The organism is Shimia biformata (assembly GCF_016888515.1).
GTDB lineage: Bacteria > Pseudomonadota > Alphaproteobacteria > Rhodobacterales > Rhodobacteraceae > Shimia_A > Shimia_A biformata.
This window is the reverse complement of the sequence record NZ_JAFEJK010000001.1, coordinates 1,504,573-1,528,905: the sequence shown is the minus strand read 5'-3', so window position 1 is coordinate 1,528,905 and position 24,333 is coordinate 1,504,573. Positions and strand designations below refer to the sequence as shown.

At 54.3% G+C, this 24,333-nt stretch carries 18 protein-coding genes; 9 read left to right on the top strand and 9 right to left on the bottom strand.

Going from position 1 to position 24,333, the window contains the following annotated elements:
• The first annotated feature begins 21 nt into the window (after positions 1–21).
• The 6 genes from JQ863_RS07375 to JQ863_RS07350 are packed head-to-tail and all read left to right on the top strand — an operon-like array spanning position 22 to position 9,628.
• Positions 22–2,082, top strand: coding sequence for a hypothetical protein (locus JQ863_RS07375; protein WP_204113648.1), 2,061 nt, complete (start codon positions 22–24; stop codon positions 2,080–2,082).
• A gap of 18 nt (positions 2,083–2,100) precedes the next feature.
• Positions 2,101–4,860, top strand: coding sequence for a type I restriction endonuclease subunit R (locus JQ863_RS07370; protein ID WP_204113647.1), 2,760 nt, complete (start codon positions 2,101–2,103; stop codon positions 4,858–4,860).
• Positions 4,857–6,323 (top strand): restriction endonuclease subunit S, encoded by a 1,467-nt coding sequence (locus JQ863_RS07365; RefSeq protein WP_204113646.1) that lies wholly within the window; start codon positions 4,857–4,859, stop codon positions 6,321–6,323. Before JQ863_RS07370 ends, JQ863_RS07365 begins: the two co-directional genes overlap by 4 nt.
• Complete coding sequence (locus JQ863_RS07360) at positions 6,320–7,222, top strand: DUF5655 domain-containing protein (RefSeq protein ID WP_204113645.1); 903 nt, start codon at positions 6,320–6,322, stop codon at positions 7,220–7,222. The genes JQ863_RS07365 and JQ863_RS07360 overlap by 4 nt, the downstream gene beginning before the upstream one ends.
• Complete coding sequence (locus tag JQ863_RS07355; protein WP_239113229.1) at positions 7,222–8,187, top strand: toll/interleukin-1 receptor domain-containing protein; 966 nt, start codon at positions 7,222–7,224, stop codon at positions 8,185–8,187. The genes JQ863_RS07360 and JQ863_RS07355 overlap by 1 nt, the downstream gene beginning before the upstream one ends.
• A gap of 1 nt (position 8,188) precedes the next feature.
• Positions 8,189–9,628, top strand: coding sequence for a class I SAM-dependent DNA methyltransferase (locus tag JQ863_RS07350; protein ID WP_204113644.1), 1,440 nt, complete (start codon positions 8,189–8,191; stop codon positions 9,626–9,628).
• 160 nt (positions 9,629–9,788) lie between these two features.
• Here the strand turns inward: JQ863_RS07350 and JQ863_RS07345 are convergent, their stop codons facing one another.
• Positions 9,789–10,406 carry a recombinase family protein gene (locus JQ863_RS07345; RefSeq protein ID WP_204113643.1) on the bottom strand — a complete coding sequence of 206 codons (618 nt, stop codon included), beginning with the start codon at positions 10,404–10,406 and terminating at the stop codon, positions 9,789–9,791.
• Positions 10,407–10,605: 199 nt separating this feature from the next.
• On the opposite strand from JQ863_RS07345, the gene JQ863_RS07340 reads away from it, so the two are divergent.
• The gene (locus JQ863_RS07340) at positions 10,606–11,832 is read left to right on the top strand and encodes a Shedu anti-phage system protein SduA domain-containing protein (protein ID WP_204113642.1); all 1,227 of its coding nucleotides are present in this window, start codon (positions 10,606–10,608) and stop codon (positions 11,830–11,832) included.
• 197 nt (positions 11,833–12,029) lie between these two features.
• Here JQ863_RS07340 and JQ863_RS07335 read toward each other — a convergent pair whose 3' ends face one another.
• The 8 genes from JQ863_RS07335 to JQ863_RS07300 form a co-directional block, all read right to left on the bottom strand.
• Positions 12,030–12,974 (bottom strand): hypothetical protein, encoded by a 945-nt coding sequence (locus JQ863_RS07335; protein WP_204113641.1) that lies wholly within the window; start codon positions 12,972–12,974, stop codon positions 12,030–12,032.
• A 184-nt stretch (positions 12,975–13,158) separates the two neighbouring features.
• Positions 13,159–13,881, bottom strand: a complete 723-nt coding sequence (locus tag JQ863_RS07330; RefSeq protein ID WP_204113640.1) for a hypothetical protein — start codon at positions 13,879–13,881, stop codon at positions 13,159–13,161.
• Between the two features lie 709 nt (positions 13,882–14,590).
• A complete protein-coding gene (locus JQ863_RS07325; RefSeq protein WP_204113639.1) occupies positions 14,591–17,818 on the bottom strand; it encodes a bifunctional DNA primase/polymerase in 3,228 nt (1,075 codons plus the stop codon).
• Positions 17,815–18,315, bottom strand: a complete 501-nt coding sequence (locus JQ863_RS07320) for a hypothetical protein (RefSeq protein ID WP_204113638.1) — start codon at positions 18,313–18,315, stop codon at positions 17,815–17,817. Before JQ863_RS07320 ends, JQ863_RS07325 begins: the two co-directional genes overlap by 4 nt.
• A gap of 481 nt (positions 18,316–18,796) precedes the next feature.
• Entirely contained in the window at positions 18,797–19,213 is a 417-nt protein-coding gene (locus tag JQ863_RS07315) for a hypothetical protein (protein WP_204113637.1), read from the bottom strand.
• Entirely contained in the window at positions 19,210–19,644 is a 435-nt protein-coding gene (locus JQ863_RS07310; RefSeq protein ID WP_204113636.1) for a hypothetical protein, read from the bottom strand. Before JQ863_RS07310 ends, JQ863_RS07315 begins: the two co-directional genes overlap by 4 nt.
• Positions 19,645–20,024: 380 nt before the next feature.
• Positions 20,025–21,419, bottom strand: coding sequence for a tyrosine-type recombinase/integrase (locus JQ863_RS07305; protein WP_275411515.1), 1,395 nt, complete (start codon positions 21,417–21,419; stop codon positions 20,025–20,027).
• 209 nt (positions 21,420–21,628) lie between these two features.
• A complete protein-coding gene (locus JQ863_RS07300) occupies positions 21,629–22,618 on the bottom strand; it encodes a GntR family transcriptional regulator (RefSeq protein ID WP_338055500.1) in 990 nt (329 codons plus the stop codon).
• A 191-nt stretch (positions 22,619–22,809) separates the two neighbouring features.
• Here JQ863_RS07300 and JQ863_RS07295 point away from each other — a divergent pair, with 191 nt between their 5' ends.
• Both JQ863_RS07295 and JQ863_RS07290 read left to right on the top strand, forming a co-directional pair.
• The gene (locus JQ863_RS07295; protein ID WP_204113633.1) at positions 22,810–23,148 is read left to right on the top strand and encodes a DUF1330 domain-containing protein; all 339 of its coding nucleotides are present in this window, start codon (positions 22,810–22,812) and stop codon (positions 23,146–23,148) included.
• A 1-nt stretch (position 23,149) separates the two neighbouring features.
• Positions 23,150–24,259, top strand: coding sequence for a glycerol dehydrogenase (locus tag JQ863_RS07290; RefSeq protein WP_204113632.1), 1,110 nt, complete (start codon positions 23,150–23,152; stop codon positions 24,257–24,259).
• Positions 24,260–24,333 lie beyond the last annotated feature (74 nt).

Sequence of the window (24,333 nt, the reverse complement as noted above, 5' to 3'; positions counted from 1 at the left end):
GCCTAAATCGGGACATACTCATTGAAACGCACAAAAGACCTTAGTAGCCCGATATTTACGCGGGCGACTCGTGGAGGCGATAGGCTCAGTTCTCCCTTCGCAAAGAACTTTCGTGTTGATGAGTGGAAAGAAGCATTGGAGGAAGCCGAAGGCAATGAGCGGGACGTCAAGCTATGCATGTCAGCGATCTTTTTCGGAAATCAGGTCTCGTCTCTCAGAGACCGGCATATAAAAAGAATCTTCAAAGACATAAGCAAACGCAGTGCATTGATTCTTGCCGTAGGGTCCGCCAATCGTAACTACTTTGCCCTCATTAGGGACTTTCGCGAGAGACAAGCCGAGCGCGCCAAGTCGAAAGACTCATCTCCTTTTCATCTGATGGAGATTGGCAAGGCTGGTAGTCAAATCGCCCCTCAAGAGAACATGTCTCCTGATGACTTGGTGACCGCAATTGTAGATACTCTGCCTCACTGGTTTTTCGAAGCAAAAGAACTGTCTGACGACCGTGAACCCATCGGAACTGACTTCGGGCTTTTGGAATTGAGAGCAGGTTGGGCGCTTTCAGTTGAGTCTGGTCTTAGAGACCTTTGGATGTCGGCGCTTTGGGAGGGACGAGAGTTAAAGGGAGACGGCGAGGGCCTGACCTTCGGCCCTGCGGATAGAGAACTTGACGGTTATTGGTACGCAAGCCAAATGCGCACGGAAGCGGCGCTTTGGGGGCCGCTTGCACTGTTTCACGACCTTCCAGAAGACCGAGACGACACGCAAGATATCAGGTCAGTTTTTGTTTCGCGCCTGCGAGGTGGGAGAACAGGGTTAGCGTTTCCGAAACCATCTGGAGGAAGGCTTCAGAAGCTTAACGAAACTTTGGGTGTACTAGAACGATCTTACATAGGCGACTATCTTGACGTGCCAATCGAGGTTGCGGGATCTGAGATCTCGATGCGACTTCTCATAAAGGCTCTCTGGGTATTGGGCGAACTAGGTGCTGCCATGCGCTTAAATATTCGCGCACGAATTATTCGTGGCTACCGAGATGCCAGAGAGTTCTCGCTTCGGGTGTCCAAAAAGGATTGTGTACGTGTATTCCGGGAGTGCTTGGGCATTGAGGAAAGCTTTGCTGCATCCGTCCTATCTCAACTTGTGCTATCACCGGACGATACAGGGAAGTGTTTCAAGGAAGGTGTTTGGTTGCACCCTTTAGTCGAACTTGACGAAGAGCATGTAATGATCGTCATGCCGTCGGTAGACGTTGGAACTAAAACTCGCTTTGTTGAAAGAACACTGACCGAACTCTTAGGGCCAGACCTAACAAAAGCGAAGAGTCTGGGAGGAACCTTTGAAAAGGGCACTCGTAAGCGCGTTCAAGCGGCCTTGGCAGGGAACAAGATCATAGACGACTTCGCATGTCTTCCACATGCCATCAATAAAGTTAGTGAAGGTGGCGAAGAAATCGATTTACTGTTTAGGATTGGAAGGCGTGTTATCGTTGGTGAGCTAAAATGTTTGATCGCGCCGAATGAATCAATTGAACGGTACAGCCATCTATCAAAGCTGGAGGAAGCTGCTGGTCAGGCCAGAAGAAAGGCTGAGTGGCTTTCTAAGAATAAGCACTTGGTCGAAGACGCGCTCGACGTTGATGGCGCCGAAATTGAAATAACTCCAATGGTTATTTTGAACCAGAGAATTGGTTCAGGCCTTGTCATTGATGAGGTTGTGATCACTGATGTCTTTCTGCTGGAGCTGTTTGCAGGCGACGGTTCGTATTCGTCAGGCGCGGCAATGACCAAGGGGAGGAAGGCTGTAGCTTTCGAAACGTTTTACACTACGCAAAAAGAGGCAGAAGATGCGATTCAGGATGTGTTTTCATCGCCCCCACCATTGAGGCCATTCATTGAGGGTATAGAGTGGGTGAACGTGGAGTTCCCTGCTGCATTTGGAAAAATTAGGCTTGAAACTCCACGGCTGAAAGATGGAGCGCTTGTAACGCCGGATTTAGAGACTGCGGCAGATATATTTTCCCTTGATGAGGCCCTTAGTAAGTCGTTCGAGGCAAAGGAACTACTGGCAAAGGGGAAATGAGATGGAGCGGAGGGAGCGATGTTGACCCCGGAGCAAGTTGCTCGACAACAGATCGATAGGCTTTTGAGTGGGGCAGGTTGGCTTGTGCAAAATCCTGATGAGTTTAACCGCAAAGCCGCACTCGGTGTTGCCGTGCGAGAATTCCAACTGACTACCGGCCCATGTGACTACCTCCTTTTCGTAGACGGCAAGGCCGCTGGCGTCGTGGAAGCGAAAAAGGAAGGCATGACGCTCAGTGGCGTTACGGACCAATCCGACAAGTACATGGGCGGATTGCCGGAACACCTCGCCAAATGGGATGACCTCCTTGTCTTCGACTATGAGAGCAGTAGTCAGGAGACGTTCTTCCGCAACATGCGCGACCCCAAGCCCCGCTCGCGGCGGGTGTTTGCCTTCCATAGACCCGAGACGTTGCACGGTTGGTTGAAGGCGCCACGAACCTTGAGAGCGGCACTGAACGATATGCCGCCTTTGGATGAAACCGGGCTGCGCGACTGTCAGATCGAAGCCATCAACGGCTTGGAAGTATCGCTCGCGGCAGATAACCCGCGTTCCCTGATCCAACTTGCGACCGGTGCCGGAAAGACCTTCACGGCATGCTCGTTCTCCTATCGCCTGATCAAGCACGCCGGAGCCAAACGCATCCTGTTCTTAGTCGACCGCAACAATCTTGGCGACCAGACGCTGAAGGAGTTTCAGAATTTTCAGCCGCCGGGTGCTGCCAACCGCTTCACTGACACTTACATCGTCCAGCAACTTCAAGGTCGCCGGATCGATCCCGACGCCAAGGTCGTGATCACCACGATCCAACGGCTCTACGCGATGCTGCGCGGACAGGAGATCGAAGAGGAAGACGAAGAAGCATCCGCCTTCGAGACGTGGCAGACAGAAGAGGGCGAAGTCCCGCCAGTCGAGTACAACCCGGAAATCCCCATTGAGACCTTCGACTTCATCGTAACCGATGAATGCCATCGTTCGATATACGGCCTCTGGCGGCAGGTCCTCGAATACTTCGATGCTTCGATCATCGGCCTAACGGCCACACCCTCGAAGCACACGCTGGGTTACTTCAACCAGAACCTCGTTGCCGAGTACCCCTACGAGCGCTCCGTCGCGGATGGTGTCAACGTCGGCTATGAGGTCTACCGCATTCGCACCAAGGTCACCGAGGAAGGCGGCACGGTCGACGCTGAGGCTGGCTATCAGGTCCCGATCCGAGACAAACGCACACGAGCCGTACGCTATCAGGAACTCGACGCCGATCTGGACTATACCTCGAAGGAACTCGACCGATCGGTCGTCGCGCCGAACCAAATCCGTACGGTGTTGGAGACGTACAAGAACCGCGTGTTTACCGAACTCTTCCCGGATCGCACCGGCGAATGGCTCCCCAAGACCCTGATCTTCGCCAAGGATGACAACCACGCCGAAGAGATCGTGCATGCCGTCCGCGAGGTCTTCGGCGAGGGCAACGACTTCGCCAAGAAGATCACGTACCGCAACACCGGCGAAGACCCCAAGTCGCTGATCAAGGCCTTCCGTGTCGACCCCTTCCCCCGCGTTGCCGTCACCGTCGACATGATCGCCACGGGGACCGACATTAAGCCGGTCGAAGTGCTGATCTTCATGCGCGACGTGAAGTCTGAGGGCTACTACGAGCAAATGAAGGGGCGCGGGGTGCGGACGATCCCGGATGCAGACCTCAAGGCGGTGACGCCGGATGCCCAGACCAAGACCCGTTTCGTGCTGATCGACGCCGTCGGCGTGTCGGAAACGAAGAAGAACGCCTCGCAGCCACTCGAACGCAAGAAGTCGATGTCCTTCGACCAGTTGATCGATCAGATCGCTCAAGGCCGCCGCGACGAGGACGCCCTGTCGAGCCTCGCGGGAAGGTTGGCAGCACTCGACCGCAAGCTCGTCCCTGAAGACCGTGGGCGCATTGCTGAGGCCACGGGCGGCAAGACGCCACGCGACCTTGCCAACGCCCTGCTGGACGCCATTGACGCCGACAAGCAAGTTGAGGCCATCGAACAGGCCCACGGCCCAGCGCCGACGCCAGAGCAGGAACAGGAGGTCATCGAACGACTGGTTGAGGACGCTTGCGAACCGTTTGACGCCGCGCCGGTCCGCAACTTGCTCAAGGACATCAAGAAGCAGACCGACATCGTCATCGACGAATTCACGACCGACGAATTGATCCACGCCGATTTCGACCTCAAGCACGCCGAAGAAAAGATCGCCTCGTTCAAGACCTTCATCGACGAGAACAAGGATGAACTGACCGCGCTTCAGATCATCTACAACCAGTCCTACGCCTCTCAGCGGCTGGCCAATGCGACGATCAAGGAACTGGCGCAGGCGATGAAAGACCCGCCGCACCATCTGCTGGCAGCGGATGTCTGGCAAGCCTACAAGCGGCTGGACGCCGCCACGGTGAAGGGCGCGCCGGTCGATCAGCAACTGACCGAGATCGTCAGCCTCGTGCGCTTCGCGCTGGGCTATGACAAGGTTTTGGAACCTTTCGCAACCAAGGTTGAACAGCGCTTCAACCTCTGGATCGGGCGTGAGAAGAATGCCGGGCGGGCCTACACCGAAGAGCAAATGGGCTGGCTACGCACCATTGCGGGCTTTATTGCCGCAAATGCTGAGATCGGTCCGCGTGACTTCTTGGAGGCACCGAGCTTGGCGGATGAAGGCGGAATACTGAAAGCTCGTGAAGTCTTTGGGTCCGGCCTGCATGATATGCTCGACGACCTCCAAGGGGCACTCGTGGCATGAAGATCATCAAAGAAATACCGGACAATTGGCAGTGGGTCACGCTGACGGAGATCGGTTCTTGGGGAAGCGGCGGAACACCGAACCGAACGAATGGTGACTACTACGGTGGCAACATCCCTTGGTTGAAAATCGGGGACCTGCATGATGGGTACATCGTCGAAGCGGAGACCTCGATCACCGACCTTGGCCTGTCAAACTCATCGGCCAAGATCATTCCACCCGGAACACTCCTTGTTGCAATGTACGGTTCGATTGGAAAGCTCGGGATTACCCGGATCGAATGCGCGACAAACCAAGCGATTGCGTTCTGCCATGTAAACGAAGAAATCGTGGATAAGCGCTTCGCATTATACTATTTGCGACTGGCTCGCGGTGAACTCGTAGAGCTTGGTCAAGGCGGCGGTCAACAGAATATCAGTCAGACGATCTTGAAGGCATTTCCAATGCCGATAGCACCCCTGCATGAACAACGACGGATCGTCGAGAAGCTCGACACGCTCTTCGCCCGGCTCGACAAGGGCGAGGAATCGGTGCGGGAGGTTCAGAAGCTCCTGACCCGCTATCGCCAATCCGTCCTGAAATCCGCCGTCACCGGCCAACTCACCACCGAATGGCGCGCCCAGCGCGAAGGGGTGTTGGAGCATGGTCACGATCATTTCGCAGCCATTCAAGAGGCACGTCAAACCCTGTGGAGCGGGCGCTACAAAAAGCCGGTCACGGCTGCGACCTCCGACATGCCCGATCTGCCCGATCACTGGACTTGGGCGTCACTCGCCTCGCTGATCTATAATGGCCCGACGAATGGCACTTCCCCCAAGGCGTCGAATACCGGCGAAGGAGTCAAGTCATTCAAATTGACGGCGACGACTTCCGGTCATTTCATTATTGACGAGAACACGATCAAGGTAGTCGGGGCGGTCATAGAGCCGGACTCGAAATATTGGCTAAAGTCCGGCGACGTGCTCGTACAGCGCGGCAATACCATCGAGTACGTCGGAACTGCCGCGATCTTTCCGGGGCCTGATAATGAATACATCTACCCTGACTTAATGATGCGCCTTCGTTTCACGGATGAATTGATGGCGCGCTGGGCTGTTGCGTGGATCAATTTCGAGTTCGCGAAACGCTACTTCAGGAAAAACGCAACAGGTACTGCGGGCAACATGCCCAAGATCAATGGAACGACGCTGAAGGCCCTCGCGGTTCCCATACCACCGCGACATGAGATCGAAGAGTGCATGCGCCTGATCGACGAAGCCGAAGCGAAGCATCGTCCTTTAGAGCAGTTCTGCGAAACCGAACTCAAGCGCTCCGCCTCGCTCCGCCAGTCCATCCTGAAAGACGCCTTCACCGGTCGCCTCGTCCCGCAAGACCCGAACGACGAACCCGCCAGCACCCTCCTTGCTCGGATCGCCTCTGAGAAGGCACCGACCAAGAAGCCCCGTAGAAAGGTGTCCGCATGAGTGACATCAAACTATTCCAACAGACCGGCGCGACCCTGTCTGAGCTTTCCAGTTCATCCTCAGCGCTGGAAAAGTCGTTGCAGACCCTGTTCGAACAGAACCTCGAGACCCTGCTGGGGGTGCGATTTCTGGCGTCGGAGTACGTCACCTCGAACGGCGGACGGATGGACACGCTGGGGATCGACGAGAACGGCTATCCGGTCATCATCGAATACAAGCGTGAGCGGAGTGAAAACGTCATCAACCAAGGCCTGTTCTACCTCGATTGGCTGATGGACCACCGGGGCGATTTCGAACTTCTGGTGCGTGACCGGTTCGACAAGGAGACGGCTGACGCCGTCGAGTGGAGCGCTCCACGTTTGATCTGCATCGCGGCGGATTTCACGAAGTACGATACCCATGCGGTGAAGCAGATGAGCCGGAATATCGAGTTGATCCGCTACCGCCGTTTCGGCAACGATCTGTTGTTGCTTGACTTGCTGACGGCAGTCTCGACCAAGCCCCTGCCCGTGGTCGACGCGGCAACCGGGAAGCCGCACAAATATAAGACCAATGCAGAGAGCTTGGCCGACGCTGACCAAGCGCTTACTGACCTCTATGCTGACATCGAGATCTTCATGATGGGGCTTGGGGATGATGTCGTTCAGAAAGAGCTTCGAAACTATTTCGCGTTCAAGCGGATCAAGAACTTCGCTTGTGTCGAAGTGAAACCGCAGATTCACGTGATCAGGCTTTATCTGAAGGTCGACCCGCCGAGCGTCGAGCTTGAGGAAGGATTCACCCGTGACGTGCGCAAGGTCGGGCATTTCGGCACCGGTGACTTGGAGGTCACCGTGAAAAACCACGAGGACTTTGAACAAGCCAAAGACCTGATCATCCAATCTTACGAGGCATCGTGATGGCTGCCCGCGTTTTCATGTCCTACTCGCACAAAGACGAGGCGCTTCGTGACGAACTTGAAGTCCAGCTTGCTATGCTGAAGCGGCAGGGGCTGATCGATGTCTGGCATGACCGTCGCATGGTCGCGGGCGACAGGCTCGATTGGACCATAAGCAAAGAGCTTGATGAGGCCGACATCGTCATTTTGTTGATCAGTCCGGATTTTCTCGCATCGGAGTATTGCTACAAGATCGAAAAAGGTCGTGCATTGGAACGGCATCGCGAGGGTACAGCGCGTTTAATCTCGGTGATCCTCCGTCCCTGTGATTGGACCCATACAGATTTGGCGCAGTTTCTGGTCACGCCAACAGATGGCAAGCCAATCACGACTTGGCCAAACCGGGATGAAGCGTTCCTAGATGTCACAAACTGGATACGCGGTGCGATTGCTGAAATCAGTGCTGCCAATGAACCGCAAGAGGTTCACGAGTATATCGAGCAGGTTGCGTCTGAAGCTGAGCTGGTCGCCGAACTACCGCGCTCTTCAAACCTGCGTCTCCGAAAGGAATTCACCGAAGCGGATAAGGATCGGTTTTTACTCAACGCATTCGAGTATATGGATCGCTTTTTCCAAGGGTCGCTTGAGGAATTGCAGGCGCGAAACAGCGGAATCGAAACCCGGCATCGCAAGGTCGACGGCAACACTTTCACCGCCACTATATACCGCGACGGCACCAAGGATGCCGCCTGTAGCATCCGGCTGGGCGGAATTCTTGGAAATGTGATCGCGTATTCCGACGGCGATGAAGCGCCACCAAACTCATACAACGAGAGCATATCTGTCGAGAATGACGATCAGAAGCTATTCCTCAAACCGATGGGAATGCCCCATTTCGGTCTGGGGCAGGACAACGACGCACTGAGCGAACAAGGGGCGGCGGAGTATTATTGGTCGCTCTTGATCCACCCATTGCAGGGCGATTGAAATGACGAACGAACAACTGGTCGCGAAAGTCTGGAACTATGCGCATGTGCTGCGCGATCAAGGCATTTCCTATGGCGACTATATCGAACAGATCACCTACCTTCTGTTCTTGAAGATGGATCAGGAGCGCGTCGACCTTCTTGGCGAGGCGTCGGCTGTTCCACCTGAATGGAACTGGACGAAACTGTCCGGCAAGACCGGCGATGAGTTGGAGCTTCAGTATCGCCACACGCTGGAAAACCTAGCCAAGGCGAGCGGGCTGATCGGTACGATCTTCCGCAAATCTCAGAACAAGCTGAGTGACCCAGCGAAGCTGACCCGTGTGGTTTCTCTGATCGACAACGAAGGCCCGTGGATCGGGATTGGCGTCGACGTGAAGGGCGAGATTTACGAGGGACTGCTTGAAAAGAACGCCTCCGAGGTGAAATCCGGAGCCGGTCAATACTTCACGCCACGCCCGATCATCGAAGCGATAGTCGATTGCGTCGATCCGCAGATCGGCGATACGTTGTGCGATCCGGCCTGTGGAACTGGCGGTTTTCTTTTGACAGCGTACGACCACATGAAAGGGCAGAGCCAAGACCGCGACAAGCTGAAGACTCTGCGCGAAGCTACGTTCGACGGTGTGGACATCGTTGACGAAGTTGTCCGATTGGCGGCGATGAACCTCTACTTGCACGGCGTTGGGAACGACAGCAGCCCCGTGCATCAGGGGGACGCGCTCGCGGGGGACCCCGGCAAAAGATTCGATGTAGTGTTGACCAACCCGCCGTTCGGCAAGAAGTCGAGCTACACCGTTGTCGGTGAAGATGGGCAAGTCGTGACCGAACGCGAGAACTACGAGCGCGAGGATTTCAAGTTCACGACCTCGAACAAGCAGTTCAACTTCCTTCAGCACATTATGACGATCATGGACACGAACGGTCGTGCTGGTGTCGTTTTGCCCGACAATGTGCTGTTTGAGGCCGGTCGTGCCGGTGAAGGTATCCGCAAGCGCTTGCTGGAAGGATTCAACTTCCACACCCTGCTGAGGCTACCAACGGGCATCTGGTACAGTCCCGGCGTGAAGGCGAATGTACTGTTCTTCGATAAGAAGGCTGCATCGCGCGAAGCCCAGACACGCGAGTTATGGGTCTATGACTACCGGACGAATATCCACAAGACTCTGAAGACCAAGAAATTGGTCCGCTCCGATCTAGACGACTTCATCGCGAGCTATAAAAGCCGAGTAGAGACGGAACGGTTTCGCCGGTTTACCTATGATGAACTCGTCGCACGAGACAAGTTGAACCTAGACATCTTCTGGCTGAAAGATGACAGCCTTGAGGATATCGACAGCTTGCCGGAGCCTGATGTTATTGCCGGTGAGATCGTAGAGAATCTTGAGGCCGCTCTAGAGCAGTTTCGAAGTGTCGCTGAAGATTTGACCACCAACAACTAATCGGTGCACTGAAAAAATCCATATCTTGCACTTGCATTTCCGGTCAGTAGCGGATGGAGGCAATTAAAAGCAAGGCGTACCCTGTCAAGGGTCCCCTCGTTACTTTGTATACTATATAGGTGTCCGCAAGGCTGTTATTCGGGACAAGGGGGTCCTGCGTCTACATATTGACACTTTTCTCAGCGTCCCGATGCTCCCTGAGAATCCGGAAAACAGACGCACGTCCAATCTCAAGCTGCTTCGCGATTTCGTCTGGTCTGAAGCCACGCTCTTTGAGTTTTAGGACTTCAGGCGCCTTCGCCCGTGCTGTGGGCTTACGACCCTTGTACTTTCCATCTTTCTTAGCCTTGGCGATCCCGTAGGCTCGGCGTTCTGCCAATCTATCACGTTCAAACTGGGCAACCGCTCCCATCATACGAACCAAAAGCATTTGCGTCGGGTCATTCGGATCCAGCGGGTTCTTGGATAAGTCAGGCAGGAGCCAGATGACATTTGGGTTTGTCGGGTTGGAGATCGCCGCGTCAGCGGCGGCGAGGTCCCGAAAAGCACGATCCATCTTGGAAGCGCAAATACAGATACGGCGCTCGGGCGTGGCCTCCCTGTTTGCTTTGGCAAGCATGTTCTCGAATACTGGGCGTGTGCCGCGAGTGCTTGCCTCTTCCATGTTCATGTGCGCGTCATCAACACCCAGCGTTTTGAGCGTCGCGATCTGATCCTCCCATCCAGCGGCTTGAGTGTCGCGATCTACAGAAACCCTAACGTATCCCCATTTTTCCATCTTTCGCGCCTCCGTATCATATGCCTTTAGAAGATATGATACTGTATCAATAGGGTGATTCGCCAGTCTTTTTGATACCATTCTCAGGCATGTCTCACTGTCCATCTGGGGACGTCCCTATTGATACTGAAACACATTCCAACGACATTGCGTTTTCGTTACGGTGTAATCTCTCAGTAGCATTCAAAGGACAAAAGAAATGGGTGATGCACCGTTGGCTGATGTAAACCAGATGGCGCGTGCCTTCTTGGAGCAGTTCGCTGAGTACTACTGGAAGCCGTTTCATGAGAAGCTGAAAGCCAATCCAGAGTTGAAGAGCAAAGTCCCATCGTTTCTGCAATACCACGACAACTTGGTTATATATTTTGGACGCACTCACATCGCTGTTGAGTACCTCGGTTCGGAGTTAGAGAACGAACCAACCGGTGAATATGCAATAAACCTTACGGCATTCGATTTCTCGCCGAAGGAAACTAACCTTCTTGAGCAGATTGTCGGCTTCAACCTCGGATCAACCATGGACGTTGCTTTGCCGCTACCACCCTATTCGGAGGATTTGGTTCTTGCATCGCAGGCCGGTTGGGAAAAGCTACATGAACTTAATTGGAACCACTCAGCGCAGGACGCCGTTTTTGGGTTCAACTGGAATCTACCCGAACCCACGGCTGGGCAATTCTGCCGCCTCGTAAACGCCAAGTTCTTTGACGCCAACGAGAGCGGTCTCATAACACGTCGAATCCAATGGATCGACTTTTTCCCAATTGAGTTTACCGAAGGAGACGGAGAGACCGATGAAATGGGCATTCCTGTACATTATTGGGGTGATCTTGCCGAAAACGATACGGAAGTACACCTCTCTCTCCCCAGCGACTACAAGTACCAAAAATTACCCCTAATCAACGACTTCGTGGAATTATGGGGAAATAGTGAAACAACCGAACCGCAGATTACCCAGTTTCTCGCGGAGGATCGACATAAGTTCATTCTTACAATGCGATTTGGAGCGCAGGAAATTGAAGCTGAGGCGCTGTGTAAATGGCAAAGCGAAGACCGAAAGGACATTAAGCCTGACTTCTTCGTCGTTAACACCAACGGCTACGCGGACATTGTGGAGTTCAAGTTACCCGAGATTGGAAAGTCTCTGGTCGTTGGGCGAGAAAATCGGGAAACATTTGGTGCTTGGCTACAGAGTTACATCGCACAAACCCGTGTTTATTCGGAGTTTTTTGATGACCCGAACAACCGAACTTGGTTCGAAGATCAGTATGGATTCAAAGTCCACAAACCGCGCCGCTATCTTGTTGTTGGTAGAAGAGCAGACTTTGAACCGGAGCAATGGCGATCTATTGCTGCCGATTACCGGGACATCGAATTGCTCAACTTTGATGACCTCGTTGATGGCGTGAAGGTGCAATTTTACATGTGAACCTTTTTCGTGTCACACTAAACAGGTCTCTGCGATGGGCGTGTGGTGACATTAAAAAGCATCTGGGTATGTTGCCCTGTGGTAAGGTAAGGCCTGCTGACGCAGGCCTGTGTCAATGTTAAACAGGAAAATTCACTCAAAGCTCTCGAGACGCACTAAATTTGTGCTGGCGATGGTCCATTGAATTGGAAGGCGTCTCAGCGACGTAAACGCGGGATTCTCTTGACCAAATCACTGAGGAGAGAGGCTGGTTTAACCGAAGGATCAGTCTGTTTCGTATGAGGTTGCAAATCCACAAGTTGCGTATTCATTGGGGCAACGCCCGGCGCATCGCATACTATCTCTTCGACAAGATTGTTTGAATTTGCAAACCTCAGATGTTCTCCACCGTTAAATTCATTGATTACTGTCGGCTTCTCAGACCGGTAAAAAAGGGCTTGGCGAGCATAAATCTGCAAGACGTCATTTAGTGACTTTGTTTCTGCCTGATCGATAACCAGTGTCGAAAGTCGTTTCTGAGGAGAGTATTGTAAAGGGATCGCGTACAAAACAGCGATTTCTGGCGTGATCGGCACCAGTATACGCGGCAAGTTGGGTGGGTTAGCGGGTGAAGTGAGATTGTGGTAGAAGCCGTCTCCATAGATAAACTCATTTTTAGCGGATTGAATTACAACCGCTATACCTCGCGCCCCGAACTGTTTTACGGCTTCATCATGCATATGGCGCAAGTTGGCTCCGATCAGGGAATTTCGTTCGCGTTCGGGCAGCGGCCCTCGGAGCTTCTCGGCAAGACTGACTGCGGCCTCTCGCGTCTTCGGGCTGCGGACCGCCAGCGAGACTATTCCCTCGACAAGCTGACTAAAGAATTCATCGCTACAGTCTTGATGGACAAATCTTTCACGTCTCGAAAACCCGCGACGATCATCAAATGCAAAGCCCTGAAGCTGTTCAATAACAAATGGAAAGTTCTGGTCGGCTTGCTGAAACACGCTTTCGAAGTTGGTATCCCAGACCGTTGTCTCACCGGGCTTTGAAGCGAGTTTGATGAAATGCCCGTTGCCTATCACTCCAAAGTTCTTCGGGGGGGCATGCCTTTCAGTTCCGTCAGGTAAAACCCAGTGAACTACCCCCGTATCATCCATCCAGTGTTTCGAAACGCATTCTGGCCACCAGTGGTGCCTTTCGGATTTGGATCCGCGCATTCTTTTTTCCGCCGCTCTTGGTTCAGCATTTTTGTGTTTGCACCCGCACCTTGCAAGCAGTCTGGTAGAAAAGACAACCGTCTCGGTAGCCTTGAAGGAACGCAATCTAGCCACTTTGTAGCGGTTATCCTCTCATTGCATCCACCATTGCACACATTGCCAAAACCTTTTCCTCCCAGTCATCGGCGTCACTTGCTGATTTTGTGAAATTCGCGAGTCGCGTTAAAATTTGGAGATTTCCTTTCACATATCCTCGAGATGAATCGATGCGGTCTAGACTCGGCTTTAGGTACTTGTTCGATTTACCCAATGCGAAATCGGTACCGGTCAGCTTGCACCGCATTTTCTGGCCGATCATGAGAAAGAGGATGTTTGCCTCTAACTCTTCGCTTGTCATGTCGGTGTCTTTTGCTTTCACGGCTCGAAGCACTGATTGTCCGTTTGCATAAGTAACAGTCTGCATTGCCGTCACTGCCATCCTGCGAACGTCAGCGTGAAAGGCTTCTCCGTTGTCCTTGGCCGAAGTTGAAGCAGACTTCTTTTCACAGAAATCGCGGTAGGTTACATTTTGAGCACCCTCCGGCGAAATGGAGTTGTTGAAAAACAGGATCCATCTTCCATTTCCAGATAACTTTGCGGGGAGAAAAATCCCTCGTTCTACCAATTCGAACTTTGCCTTGGCAGCGTCTCTCAACAAAGGCCCGGTACGACTGGACTTCAGCGCGTCCTTCTTTGTAGCCTCTTCAAGAATGAGGGCCTTACCGAAATCCGTACGTGAATCCAGCACCCCTGCCGACCGCAAAGTTGCGGAAATCACCACCTGTTCCATCGCCTTAAAATCACTCATTAACTTGCCTCCAGCGTTTGCACAGGGGCAGGTTCCTTCCTAAGTTCGTGTCATTCTACGACACGTAAAATCACATTTGTTAATGTTGCCGAGAGGGCCAATCCACAGTTTTCCGGATGTGCTAATTCCGGCCTTCGACGTCAATTGATCGAAAAAATACACAGGTTCGGGATAAACAAAATGTCGACAAGCCCATTCACGTAAACTTGCACATGTGAACCGAGTCCTTGCATTCGGAAATCGATGATTTCGCCTTAAAAACTTGGTTTTTCGGAAATGTTAAGGTTTGTATATTGCAAAACGGCAGGTGTTCAGGCGCTGGGGGCGACTTTGAGGCCTCTGCTGGAAAGACCAAAAGTGCCGCTTCAATAAGCGAGGCGACGTGGGCGACACGCTGGGCGACAAATTCTAACGGGTTGAGCGACACAAGACCCTTACAAACAAGGGGTGGGCGACACTGGGCGACATTCTCGGTTTCTATCGGGGTGTGGATCACCTGCGAAGTTGTGGGCACAGCGCAGCGTGGAGAGAGTCGACTATCTTTTTTCTCTAAATTGTCGCCCAGTGTCGCCCATCCCCTATTCTTATAGCACAAACGTCGCCCAATCGTGTCGCCCAACTGTCGCTCATGTCGCCCAATCGCGTAACGACTGAACGAAAAACCCCGCCTGACGGCGGGGAATTCCTATCTCTGTGGAACACTGTGCGATCACATACCCAACTCGGCGCGTTTCAGTTTCAGGTTCCGAATGGCCCTGCCATCACCCCCCGCCGCCTGTGCGACATGAGCCGGGAGTCTGCTCTGTGGCGTTTCCCGCGTTGACTTGGGAACCACAGCCTTCCCGAACACGTTAACAAGGTCGGGGCGCTTAATGTTCACGCCAAAGACTTCAGCGGGCTTAGCAATTCGGTTGTAGTCCAGATAAATGAATTCATCATCGTACCATCCAATTGGCGTTCCTCGTGCCTCATCGCCTGCGGCGCTCCCGACGATAGTTTCCTTGCCCGTCTCTTCGTTCGTCAGAACTTCACCGGCCTTGATAATCGTCCGATCCCACATCCCGTTCATTTTTGAAAGGACTGCATCCAGCAACGCACCGCCACCAGACGCCGCGCTGGCCTCATCCGAGTTAGAGAACACGTCCCATGCCTTCAATACAGCCTGTTTTATTGCGGTCTTAGCTCTGTCAGGATCACCCAAGACCCCGGCGTCAGCCGCGATCTGCCCCCCCCGGAAAACGATTGCGAAGGGTTTTGCGGCGCGTTCGATCACCGGGGGTTTCCCCTCTGAAAGCTCCGAGATGATGGCATCCACCTCGTCGGCAAGCTTCTGGCGATCAAATGCGATGCCGGAATCGATCATGTAACGGACCATCACCGGCCCAGCATGTCCATAGTTGTACCGCACGGCCTCAAGGATGCTCCGTTTGTCTTTCGAGACATGCACCCCGTCGTTGCCCACGTCGATGTCTGGAAACCGTGCGACCAGGCCGTCGCGATACTTGCCGCCGCCGGACTCGATCTCTTGCTTGATTCCGAATTCAGACGACATCACAACGAACGGGTTGAACTTGACCCGCTGGGCCAGTCCAATATTGCGGTCTTTCTTGCGAGCTTTGGAGACACCGACAGCCATTCCGAAAAGAACCGTCTCCAAGTGTTTTTTGTCCTGAAATGCACCGATTTCATCGAACATGAACGTAGTGTGCGTCGTGATCACACACAGGTCCTCGATTGCGTTTGTGGTCGTTTTCGCGCTGTGAAAACCGCCATCGCCTTCCTCAGGCGAACCGAACACGGACGCCCCCAGTTCCTGCCCTAGCGATTTTCCCAGCGTCGAATGCCCAGAATAAACGATCCCGCAAGACCGCTCTTTCAGGATACCTAGGAGCGGTCCTGCAAATCCAGCCGCAAGACCAAGCGGCCAATAGAAGTTCGTTTCGGTGTACTTGAAACTCTCGACCGCTGCCGCCGTGAACTTATCCACGTCACCGCGTGGTTTCACCACCTCGAAGCGGGCACCCTCAGCCAGACGCATCTGCCCTACACCGTCATTCGTCATGTATTCGCCGGTCGGCAGCATGTACCCGATAACTTCACCATGTTCATTTCGAACCCACCCCGGCGACTCGATGATGGGAATCTGCCGTTTCGGAGTGATGGTGTTCAACAGCATCTGTAGATTGATTTTCGCGTTCTTCCCGACCGGCAACCACAACCCACGATCAGACAGGACGTCGAAAACCGCCTTCGGGTCACTGCGAATTTCCGCAAGAGATAGCGTCACCTCGACCCGTTTCCCGTTCTCACCTTCAAACGAAATGACACGCCCCGCACCCTCTGTGCCATCGGCGTTCGACGAACGTCCGACAACATCAAACGCACCGCAGATTTCAACGGGTTCAGGCTGTTTCGGTTCATCGTTGCCGTTTTCTTTTGCTTCCTCGCAAGCTTTTGCCCACGCATCCATTTCGGATTTTGGGACCTTGCGATACATCTTATCGCCTAAGCGGCGGTATCGATCCGGCAACCAATCCTTGGTTGACTCGAACTCCCCCGCTGACGCGGGTTCTTGGCCTGCGTCAGCAGGGCCGGTGTCTTCTTCGCCTTCAGCCTCGCAGGCATCTTCCCACAAGGACTCGAAAGCCGTCGCTTGTTCCTGAACCTCCGCGAACCAGCGCCGCGCATTCTCAATCTGCTCCAAAAGATAAGATTCAGTATCGTACTTCGTTGCTTGCCTCCGATCTTTACCACGTTTCGCAGTGGCAATCGCTTCCCGTAGCAGAGTCAGAAGCTCGGAATCATCTGCGTCGGCTCCGTGCGCGCTGAACCATGAGCATGCCGCGCTGTAGATCGGGGCATTGAACCCCTTGCCCCCGGCGTGGTCCCCGATATTGGAAAGATGTGCCTCAAAGCCGCGACTGTTGCCACTCGGTTCTTTCGGTTCACACACTTTCGACTGCGCTTGCCCTTCTGGACGGAGACGTCGCCCGTGCTCTGTCTTCGCCTGTGTCTGCTTTGAAGCTTCCAGCGCCGCTGCAACCAACCATTCAGGAGCATCCGCGCAATCAATCTCTCCCGGTGCGCAGCCTTCTGCCCACTGATAATACCCGAGGCTTGGGTGTACGGAAGGAGCGGCTACGATACAGCCATTCTTCCCACGGATGTCGATCTTGGGGCCAATTTCGTTACTACTATTGTGGATTTGCGCTCTTGCCCTGAAAATTCGGTGCTGTCCTCCAGACCCACTGACCGACGTCCAAGTTTTCGGCAATTTGCCGTGCTTGGCCTCTAGATCGCGAACAGACTGCATCCCTGTTTCACCGTCTTCGTCCAAAACGAACATCCCGCAACCCGGTGGAAACGTTAGCCCGACATTTCGCGGCATCTCGACTGCCGCATACTTGCGAATGATGCCCTCCTTGTCGGCGGGGTACTCACCATCTCCGGACCAGCGCGCAATTAGCTTGTCACGGTCTGTCGTCGCCTCGTCTGGCCACCCCGCACCCCGCGGGTGTTTGATACCCTTGCCCGTCGAAAAAGTAGGATATCCGTTGTTGTCCAACCCGTGACAGTCGATCGCATAAAGACCGCACTCGGCGTAGTACATCGCCGCTGCCAGCGTATAAGCATTGTGTTCTGAAGATCCGTGGTATTTGGGGTCTTTGTAGTCACGCGAAATGCCAGCTTTTAACAAGATGTGTGCTGCATCTTTCAGGTATTTGCCGTGCGGGCGATTGCGTGCGTCAGCACGGGCGGCTTCGCCACGCGCAGTGTGATATGGATTACGACGCGAAGGCGTGCCAAACCCACCCTTGATGGGCAACTGGTCGAAGGGGATCAGCGGCTTGGCCTTCTTTTTGCTTGACGACTTTGCCGATTGTTTAACTGCGCCGGTGTCTTCTTGGGTCACTACCTCGGTTGCATTGTGTTTCATACAACACCTCCAATCGGCTCGAGGATGTCGTGGCCTAGCCTTCCGGCTAGCACCGCCACCTGCTCTTGCTTGTCGAAGAATTCAACCTGCTCAAATGCATCCCACACAATTTCGCCGGGAACGAGCGTTGTCTCGGAGATGTTCTCACCATGATAGTCCGTGTAGAAATCGCCCCGATGTACAAAACCATTCAGTCGCATCAGCAGCTCAACTTTCAAACCGGTTCGTTCTCGATACAAACCATCCACCGTATCTTTAGGCAGGACCAACCAATCAGGGTGTTCTGCGGCCATGTCTACGATGACCTCAATCATAGCCTCCACTTCGAACGCAGTGTTCAAGTAGGCCTGCAATAGAATAGTGTGGTTGGAAACAACCTCAGCCAACGCCCCACGCCTTGTATACAACGGGCTGCAAAGTTCGTCTGACGCCCCTAGGACGTCTGCCATTGCTGCGTGGAGTTTGCTTTGTTCAAGCTCAGTCAAAAATACACTCATTTTATTTCTCCTTAGCTACGCGCTCTATCTGAGCGCTGGACACATCTCTCCCGGCATCAGAAACACTGTTTCTGAATTAGGCGGATCACATTTTATTGGTGCCCGGTTTCATTGTTGCCCACACAACAGATGGGCGTTTCCACCAACCCGAGTATGGGTTGATGAGCATTCATATGACTATTCTTCTTTGCAGGTCAAACGCCCCTAAATGTCCGAAAATAAAGCATTTCGGACATTCGAAAAAACAAATTCGGACATTCACCACCAGAAGTCTCAACGGGTGATAGTCGCCCGAATTTTACCGAGACAAATTCGGACATTCGGAGATTTAATTTTCGGACTTTGCAGGCCTCCAAGTGCGACAATCTGTCCAAATTCTTCCTAATGAAAGCGGCCCTTGCGGCACAATGTGAGCGCCTCCGAGAGCCGAAGTCCGTGAAAGACCCACGTCAAAACATAGTCTCATAGTACACGTTCGACTTCAGATCGCATGTTCTTCATCAAATGGAAGGTGGCAGGCCCAGTCCTCTAGATAGTCCCGCAAAAGGGTCGGAGGGATCGAGGTGCGTGGCGCATTCTTATCGGGCGCAGTGCTCCAAACACCTCGACCAATATCTGCAGCCCCTATCAGTTCCGCAGCGCACTGTGCCATCTCAAGGTTGTCTGCAGCAACCGCCAAATCTGACATAAGGAAACAGAATTCAGAGCGCTGGGCATATTCCGCCAAAGCCGTTGCCAGCAATCCTGCCTCGCGAAGCATGGTCGGATCATGAGAGGCCCAATGCGCATAGCTGTGACGTGCCCTCTCTCTAGCATTTTGTTTGACATCCGTGACGCCCAGCGCTCGGCATAGCGCCAGATGCGCACGAGACTGCTCGATGTGCGTGAACTCCATCATAGCCCCGCCTCCAGCAACTCAGCGACGCGCGCGTCGAGAAAGGCGTCAAGTTTGCCGGACCGGCTCAAACTCACACGTTGATCCGGACGGAGCTTGGTCAGTTCGTCAGCTCGGATTTCGGCCCTTGCGGCTTCGTCAGAGAACGAGATGTTCCGCTGCGCCAAATCGTTGTTCCGCACGAGGGTCTGAACAAGGGAACGCCATTCAGTTGGTGTTTGCGGCAGGCTTTCCCTGATGCCTTCCAACTCCGCGAGGACGTCCGGATGCGTGGTGTTTTCTTGTACAAGCACATCGGTCATGATTGGAGCCAGACGGTCACCGAAGTTGCGGGCCAGCTCAACCTTCACCTGAGTGTGGATTGCATCCAACCGTTTGACTTGCTGCGGAGTCAGGGCTGCGATTATGTTCTGGATAGCCGCAAGATCAGACATTGTATCCTCCTGCTTGGAAGAGTTTTTTGATTTGTTCTGGCGTGGGGCTGAAGGCCTCTTTGATGCGAGGCAAGACGACTCCAATTGTATATAGGCGTTCGCAAGCGCCCCCTTTCTTTGGGGCTGGGGCAAGGATGAACGGCAACGGGAATGGCTTCGATAGAGCACGGTAGATGCGCCCCAGAGAAACCTCTGTCGCAGCCGCAATACGAGATGCGGTTAGCATGAGCTTTCTTTCTATTTATAGGAATTTCAGAGAACGCCCCCGGCGTACAGCACCATCCACCCCCGGTGTTGGTCCTGCCCCATAATTATACCACGGATCGCACTCCTGACCAAATCCAGCGGTCAAAACGGGTCAGCTATTTCGGGGGTTGGATTTATTTCAGGTCTTCAAGTCCATCAAAACGAGACCGGCGTATGAATTCATCGCGACTCATATGCCTCAGGTCGTCTTCTGACCCTTTATCTTCAGGTTCACCTCTTGCCCACTTTTCGACGTCCTCAACGGTGCGTCCAGTCTGAGTTTCCGCAATCGAAGACATTTTCCGAAGATGAGCTTCCTGTCGGCGTTTCGCTGAAAGGAGCCAATCCGACCATTTCTCTAAAATGACTCTCCTTTGGCGCAAAAGCCGCGCTCGGTTGTACGGAATTTCTTGCTTAGCTCTCACTTCGTGTTGGATAGACATCTCTGCCATGCGATTGTCACATATCTCATGCTCGCCAAGGTATGTCCTGAAAGTAGTTCGTAGGCCATGCGCAACCGCAAGGCATCCCGGTTTTGTGCTCGCCCACTCGTCGCGCTGCAGGCGATTGTTCAGGAAATTGACGTGGTACTGTCGGGTCTTTCGCCCATTAGGGTTGGGGAAAACGAGATCGCCAGAGTCCTTGAGAGAAAACGAGCGCGCGCGGCGGAGCAGTTCGAGTGCTGGTTGCGTTAGCGGAGCATCAAACGGCAGCCCAGTTTTCATGTTCTCGGGTGGGATCACCCAAATCGCCTCCTTAAGATCCACCTGCGCCCATGTCATCGCACTAATGTTTGACACTCGAGGGAGCGTTAATAGGTAGAAGGCGAGAGCTGTATCCAAGACATCTGAACCAAGCGATGCCCAAAGCTTGGGGGCATCGTTCCAGTGGAGAGCCGGATGGTGCCCATCATCTTGACGCTTCCTATCGGGTTTCTTGCGTGGAAGTTGCACCTTCGCCCGCTCGACAATTGTTGGGTCAACCCTGTCGTCTTGCGCTGACGCATAGTCGAGCGCCATTTTCAAACGGGTGAACACTTTGTCACCCGTGCTTGGCTTCGTTGTATATACTGAGCCGAGACGATCAATGATCATCTGCACTGAAATATCGGCGACACCGACGTCGCCAACCTCAGGTAGGATATGGTTCGCCACAGGAGACCACCAACGCCCTGCAGTCCCACCTCCTTTGAGTGCATGGCGCTTCTTTTCGAACAATTCTGTTATCGCTTGCTCGATTGTTAGACCGCGGCGAGTGGCTTTGTGCCGGTGTTCTCGTGGGTCTATGCCTTCGGCGGCGACGCTGCGGTACTCATCTGCAATTTCTCTGGCGCGGGCCAGAGAAATTGTTGGGTAGGGACCAAGTCCCATTTTTTGTCGCCCGAGGTCTTTGCGCCTTTTAACCGTGAACCGGAGGTGCCACGATGCCGAAGTCTTGGATCGAATGAGACAGTAAAGCCCACGGCCATCATGGTAGGTTCCCGGTGTCATAGATCGCAGTTCAGCGTCGGTAAGTAGGTATCTTGCCATGGACCAATTTATGGACCAATTTTTAGCTAATGCCTACGAAAATCTTACGCGATATGTTGTTAAGTTGCTGAAAATAATCATTCAATGTTCAGACCTAAGTGCATCGGATCACATTGTGATTCCGCCCCCGGGCACCACTTCCGCCTCATCTTTTCCCTGTGTTGTCAGTCTATGTCGCTCTTGGGCAACGGGTGCGTTTTGGTTTGTGTTCAGGTGCCGTCGACAAATGGCAGGTCGAGCGGTGGCAAGGCGTTTCTGGCGAGCTGGACGCGGTTGATCACCTTCGGCATTGCGATTTGCAGGTGGTCGAGTGCGAAGCGCTTGGCCTCATCCGGTTGGTTGCCGCGCAGGGCGGACACGATGTTCTGGTGTTCCTCGAAAAACGGCTCGTCTGCAGGAAGGTCGACCTCGTTGCCGAGGACATAGCGGCTAACGAGGTGTAGACAGTTCGTTCTGCGCAGGGATTCGGAAATTTCGGCGTTCGGGCAATCATTGACGCAGCTGATGTGCAGATCGTCCTCCATCCGGAACAGCATGGCAGGCGCGACGTTCGGGTAGTTTGCCATGGCCTTGGCCAGGTCATCTGACATCCTGTCGAGCTTCGCCACCGGGATTGTCGAACAGGCCAGGGCAAGCGCCTCGGGTTCCAGCAGCATGCGAAGCTGATAGAGGGCGGCGATGCGGTCTTCGTCCAGCGCGACCGTGTGCCAACGCGAGCTTTCGTCGCGGATGACAAGGCCGTTGGCCTGGGCCTGAAGCAGGACTTCGTGCATCACGGTCCGGCCCACGCCATAGTGCTGGGCGGCGTCCGATTCATTGATCCGAAGCTGGCCGCGAATAGCGCAGCGCACGAGTTGCGGTTCGACCTCTTCATAGAGCTTTTCCGACGACCGCACCTTCAGCGCGCCCGCTTCGCTGGAGCTGAGACCAAGGGTTTCCGCCGTGATCGGGCGGCGATCAATGGCGTCATTCTGCGTGCGAACGATGAATCCCCGGCCTGCGAAACGGGTCAGAAGCCCCTCTTCATGCAGCTGCGCTATCGCGGCCTTTACCGGCGTCCGGCTGGCGCCAATCAACTTCGCGATCGAGGATTCAACAATCACCCGACCCGGGTTCAACCGTCCGTCTTTTATGGATTTTTCCAGCAACGCATGGGTTTTGGAAACCAGGTTTTGGGGTTGTTCCTTTGCCTGCAACACAATTGCTCCGACCGTGATGTCCCGAAAATTTATAGGGGCCGGATCATCGTTTCACAACAGAACGTGGACATTTCAGCCTGACGACTTTTCAAATTGGTTTTTGTTGACAAGATCCATTTTTGACGGCTATCGATTGGTCACACACCGATTCCCCGTGACCGACAGGGGGACGCCAATGACAGGAGGAAAACTTGACCGGCAAGATCTACACAATCGCGTTTTACGACGAGATTCAGGATGAAGCGGCCTTGCAGGCCTATGCCGCCCTTGCTGCACCGGCAGTCCTGGCCGCCGGTGCCCGCTACCTGTCGCGCGGCGAACCGGTTGCGACCTACGAAGCGGGGCTGAAAGCACGCGTGACGCTGCTTGAATGGGACTCGCTTGAAGACGCGCTGGCGCTTTACGAGGACCCCGGATACCTGGCCGCGCTGGACAAGCTTGGCGGCACGGTCAAGCGCGATATACGCATCGTACCGGCCTTTGACCCAGACTGCCTGACCGCCAACAGCACGAAATCGGGTGGCGTCTGACATGTTGAAAACCATGGGTTTCCCGTCCCGATACATGCAGGGCCCCGGCGCTTTGGAACAGGCAGGGCAATTGCTTGGCGAGTTGGGGTTCAGTCGTCCTGCGCTGCTTTGCGACGACACGGTCCACAAGGTCGCCCTGCCCGGCTTGCTGCAATCGCTGGATGCGGCGGGACATGACTCTGGCGTGATCCGCTTCCCCGGTGAGATCAACCTGGAAACAGTGTCCGACTGCAATCACAGGATCGGCCAGCACCGGCCAGACGTCGTTCTGGGTTTGGGTGGCGGCAAGACCGTTGACGCGGCAAAGGCCGCCGCTGCCAATCTTGGCATTCCGGTTGTCATTGCGCCAACCGTGGCCTCGAACGACGCCCCGACCAGCCGGCTGATCGTGATCAACGACACCAGCAGCAAACCGGCCCGTATCGACTTTCTGACGCTCAACCCGATGGCCGTTCTGGTCGACACCCGGATCATCGTCGCTGCCCCGCCGCGCTTTTTCGCGGCCGGGATCGGCGACGCCATCAGCAAAAGCCTGGAGGCCCGGCAATGCGCCGCCTCGGGTGGGGTCAACTTCTTTGGCACCCCGCCATCGGCAACGGCAGTGATGCTGGCCGACCAGTGCTATCAGATCATCCTGCGCCATGCGACCGGGGCATTCGACTCGGTCTGCCGTCAGGATATCACCGCCGAAGTGGAAGACCTGGTCGAAGCCACGGTTCTGCTCAGCGGGCTGGGATTTGAAAATGGCGGGTTGTCGCTGGCGCATGCCCTGATCCGCGGCATCACCTCGATCCCGGCAACAAGCCGGAACCTGCACGGAGAAATGGTGGCCTTTGGCGCGCTGGTGCAGACGGTGGTTGAGGGCCGGTCGCAACAGGAAATCGATCAGCTGCTGACGGTGCTGGTGCATGTTGGCCTGCCGACGACTTTTGCCGACCTCGGCTATGAGGGTGTCATCTCCGAAGCCGACCTCGACCGGATGATCGCCCCTACCCTGGCCCACACATATGCCGCCAACATGCGGCCCGCCCTGACCCGCGACGCGCTGAGGTCCGGGCTGTTGAAGACCAATGAACTTGGAACCGCCTTTGGGCTTGGCCAGCCGGCCTGACCCAGGGGCGTTCCACAAACCACTCGTCGCGCAATTGATGGCTGGGGCGGCGGGACACACAAGCCATCACCTGG

What these genes read in the sequence shown, in the direction of transcription:
- JQ863_RS07370 (WP_204113647.1), top strand. Translation starts at nt 2,101, where the DNA reads ATGTTGACCCCGGAGCAAGTTGCTCGACAACAGATCGATAGGCTTTTG.
- JQ863_RS07365 (WP_204113646.1), top strand. Translation starts at nt 4,857, where the DNA reads ATGAAGATCATCAAAGAAATACCGGACAATTGGCAGTGGGTCACGCTG.
- JQ863_RS07360 (WP_204113645.1), top strand. Translation starts at nt 6,320, where the DNA reads ATGAGTGACATCAAACTATTCCAACAGACCGGCGCGACCCTGTCTGAG.
- JQ863_RS07355 (WP_239113229.1), top strand. Translation starts at nt 7,222, where the DNA reads ATGGCTGCCCGCGTTTTCATGTCCTACTCGCACAAAGACGAGGCGCTT.
- JQ863_RS07350 (WP_204113644.1), top strand. Translation starts at nt 8,189, where the DNA reads ATGACGAACGAACAACTGGTCGCGAAAGTCTGGAACTATGCGCATGTG.
- JQ863_RS07345 (WP_204113643.1), bottom strand. Translation starts at nt 10,406, where the DNA reads ATGGAAAAATGGGGATACGTTAGGGTTTCTGTAGATCGCGACACTCAA.
- JQ863_RS07340 (WP_204113642.1), top strand. Translation starts at nt 10,606, where the DNA reads ATGGGTGATGCACCGTTGGCTGATGTAAACCAGATGGCGCGTGCCTTC.
- JQ863_RS07335 (WP_204113641.1), bottom strand. Translation starts at nt 12,974, where the DNA reads ATGGATGATACGGGGGTAGTTCACTGGGTTTTACCTGACGGAACTGAA.
- JQ863_RS07330 (WP_204113640.1), bottom strand. Translation starts at nt 13,881, where the DNA reads ATGAGTGATTTTAAGGCGATGGAACAGGTGGTGATTTCCGCAACTTTG.
- JQ863_RS07325 (WP_204113639.1), bottom strand. Translation starts at nt 17,818, where the DNA reads ATGAAACACAATGCAACCGAGGTAGTGACCCAAGAAGACACCGGCGCA.
- JQ863_RS07320 (WP_204113638.1), bottom strand. Translation starts at nt 18,315, where the DNA reads ATGAGTGTATTTTTGACTGAGCTTGAACAAAGCAAACTCCACGCAGCA.
- JQ863_RS07315 (WP_204113637.1), bottom strand. Translation starts at nt 19,213, where the DNA reads ATGATGGAGTTCACGCACATCGAGCAGTCTCGTGCGCATCTGGCGCTA.
- JQ863_RS07310 (WP_204113636.1), bottom strand. Translation starts at nt 19,644, where the DNA reads ATGTCTGATCTTGCGGCTATCCAGAACATAATCGCAGCCCTGACTCCG.
- JQ863_RS07305 (WP_275411515.1), bottom strand. Translation starts at nt 21,419, where the DNA reads ATGGCAAGATACCTACTTACCGACGCTGAACTGCGATCTATGACACCG.
- JQ863_RS07290 (WP_204113632.1), top strand. Translation starts at nt 23,150, where the DNA reads ATGTTGAAAACCATGGGTTTCCCGTCCCGATACATGCAGGGCCCCGGC.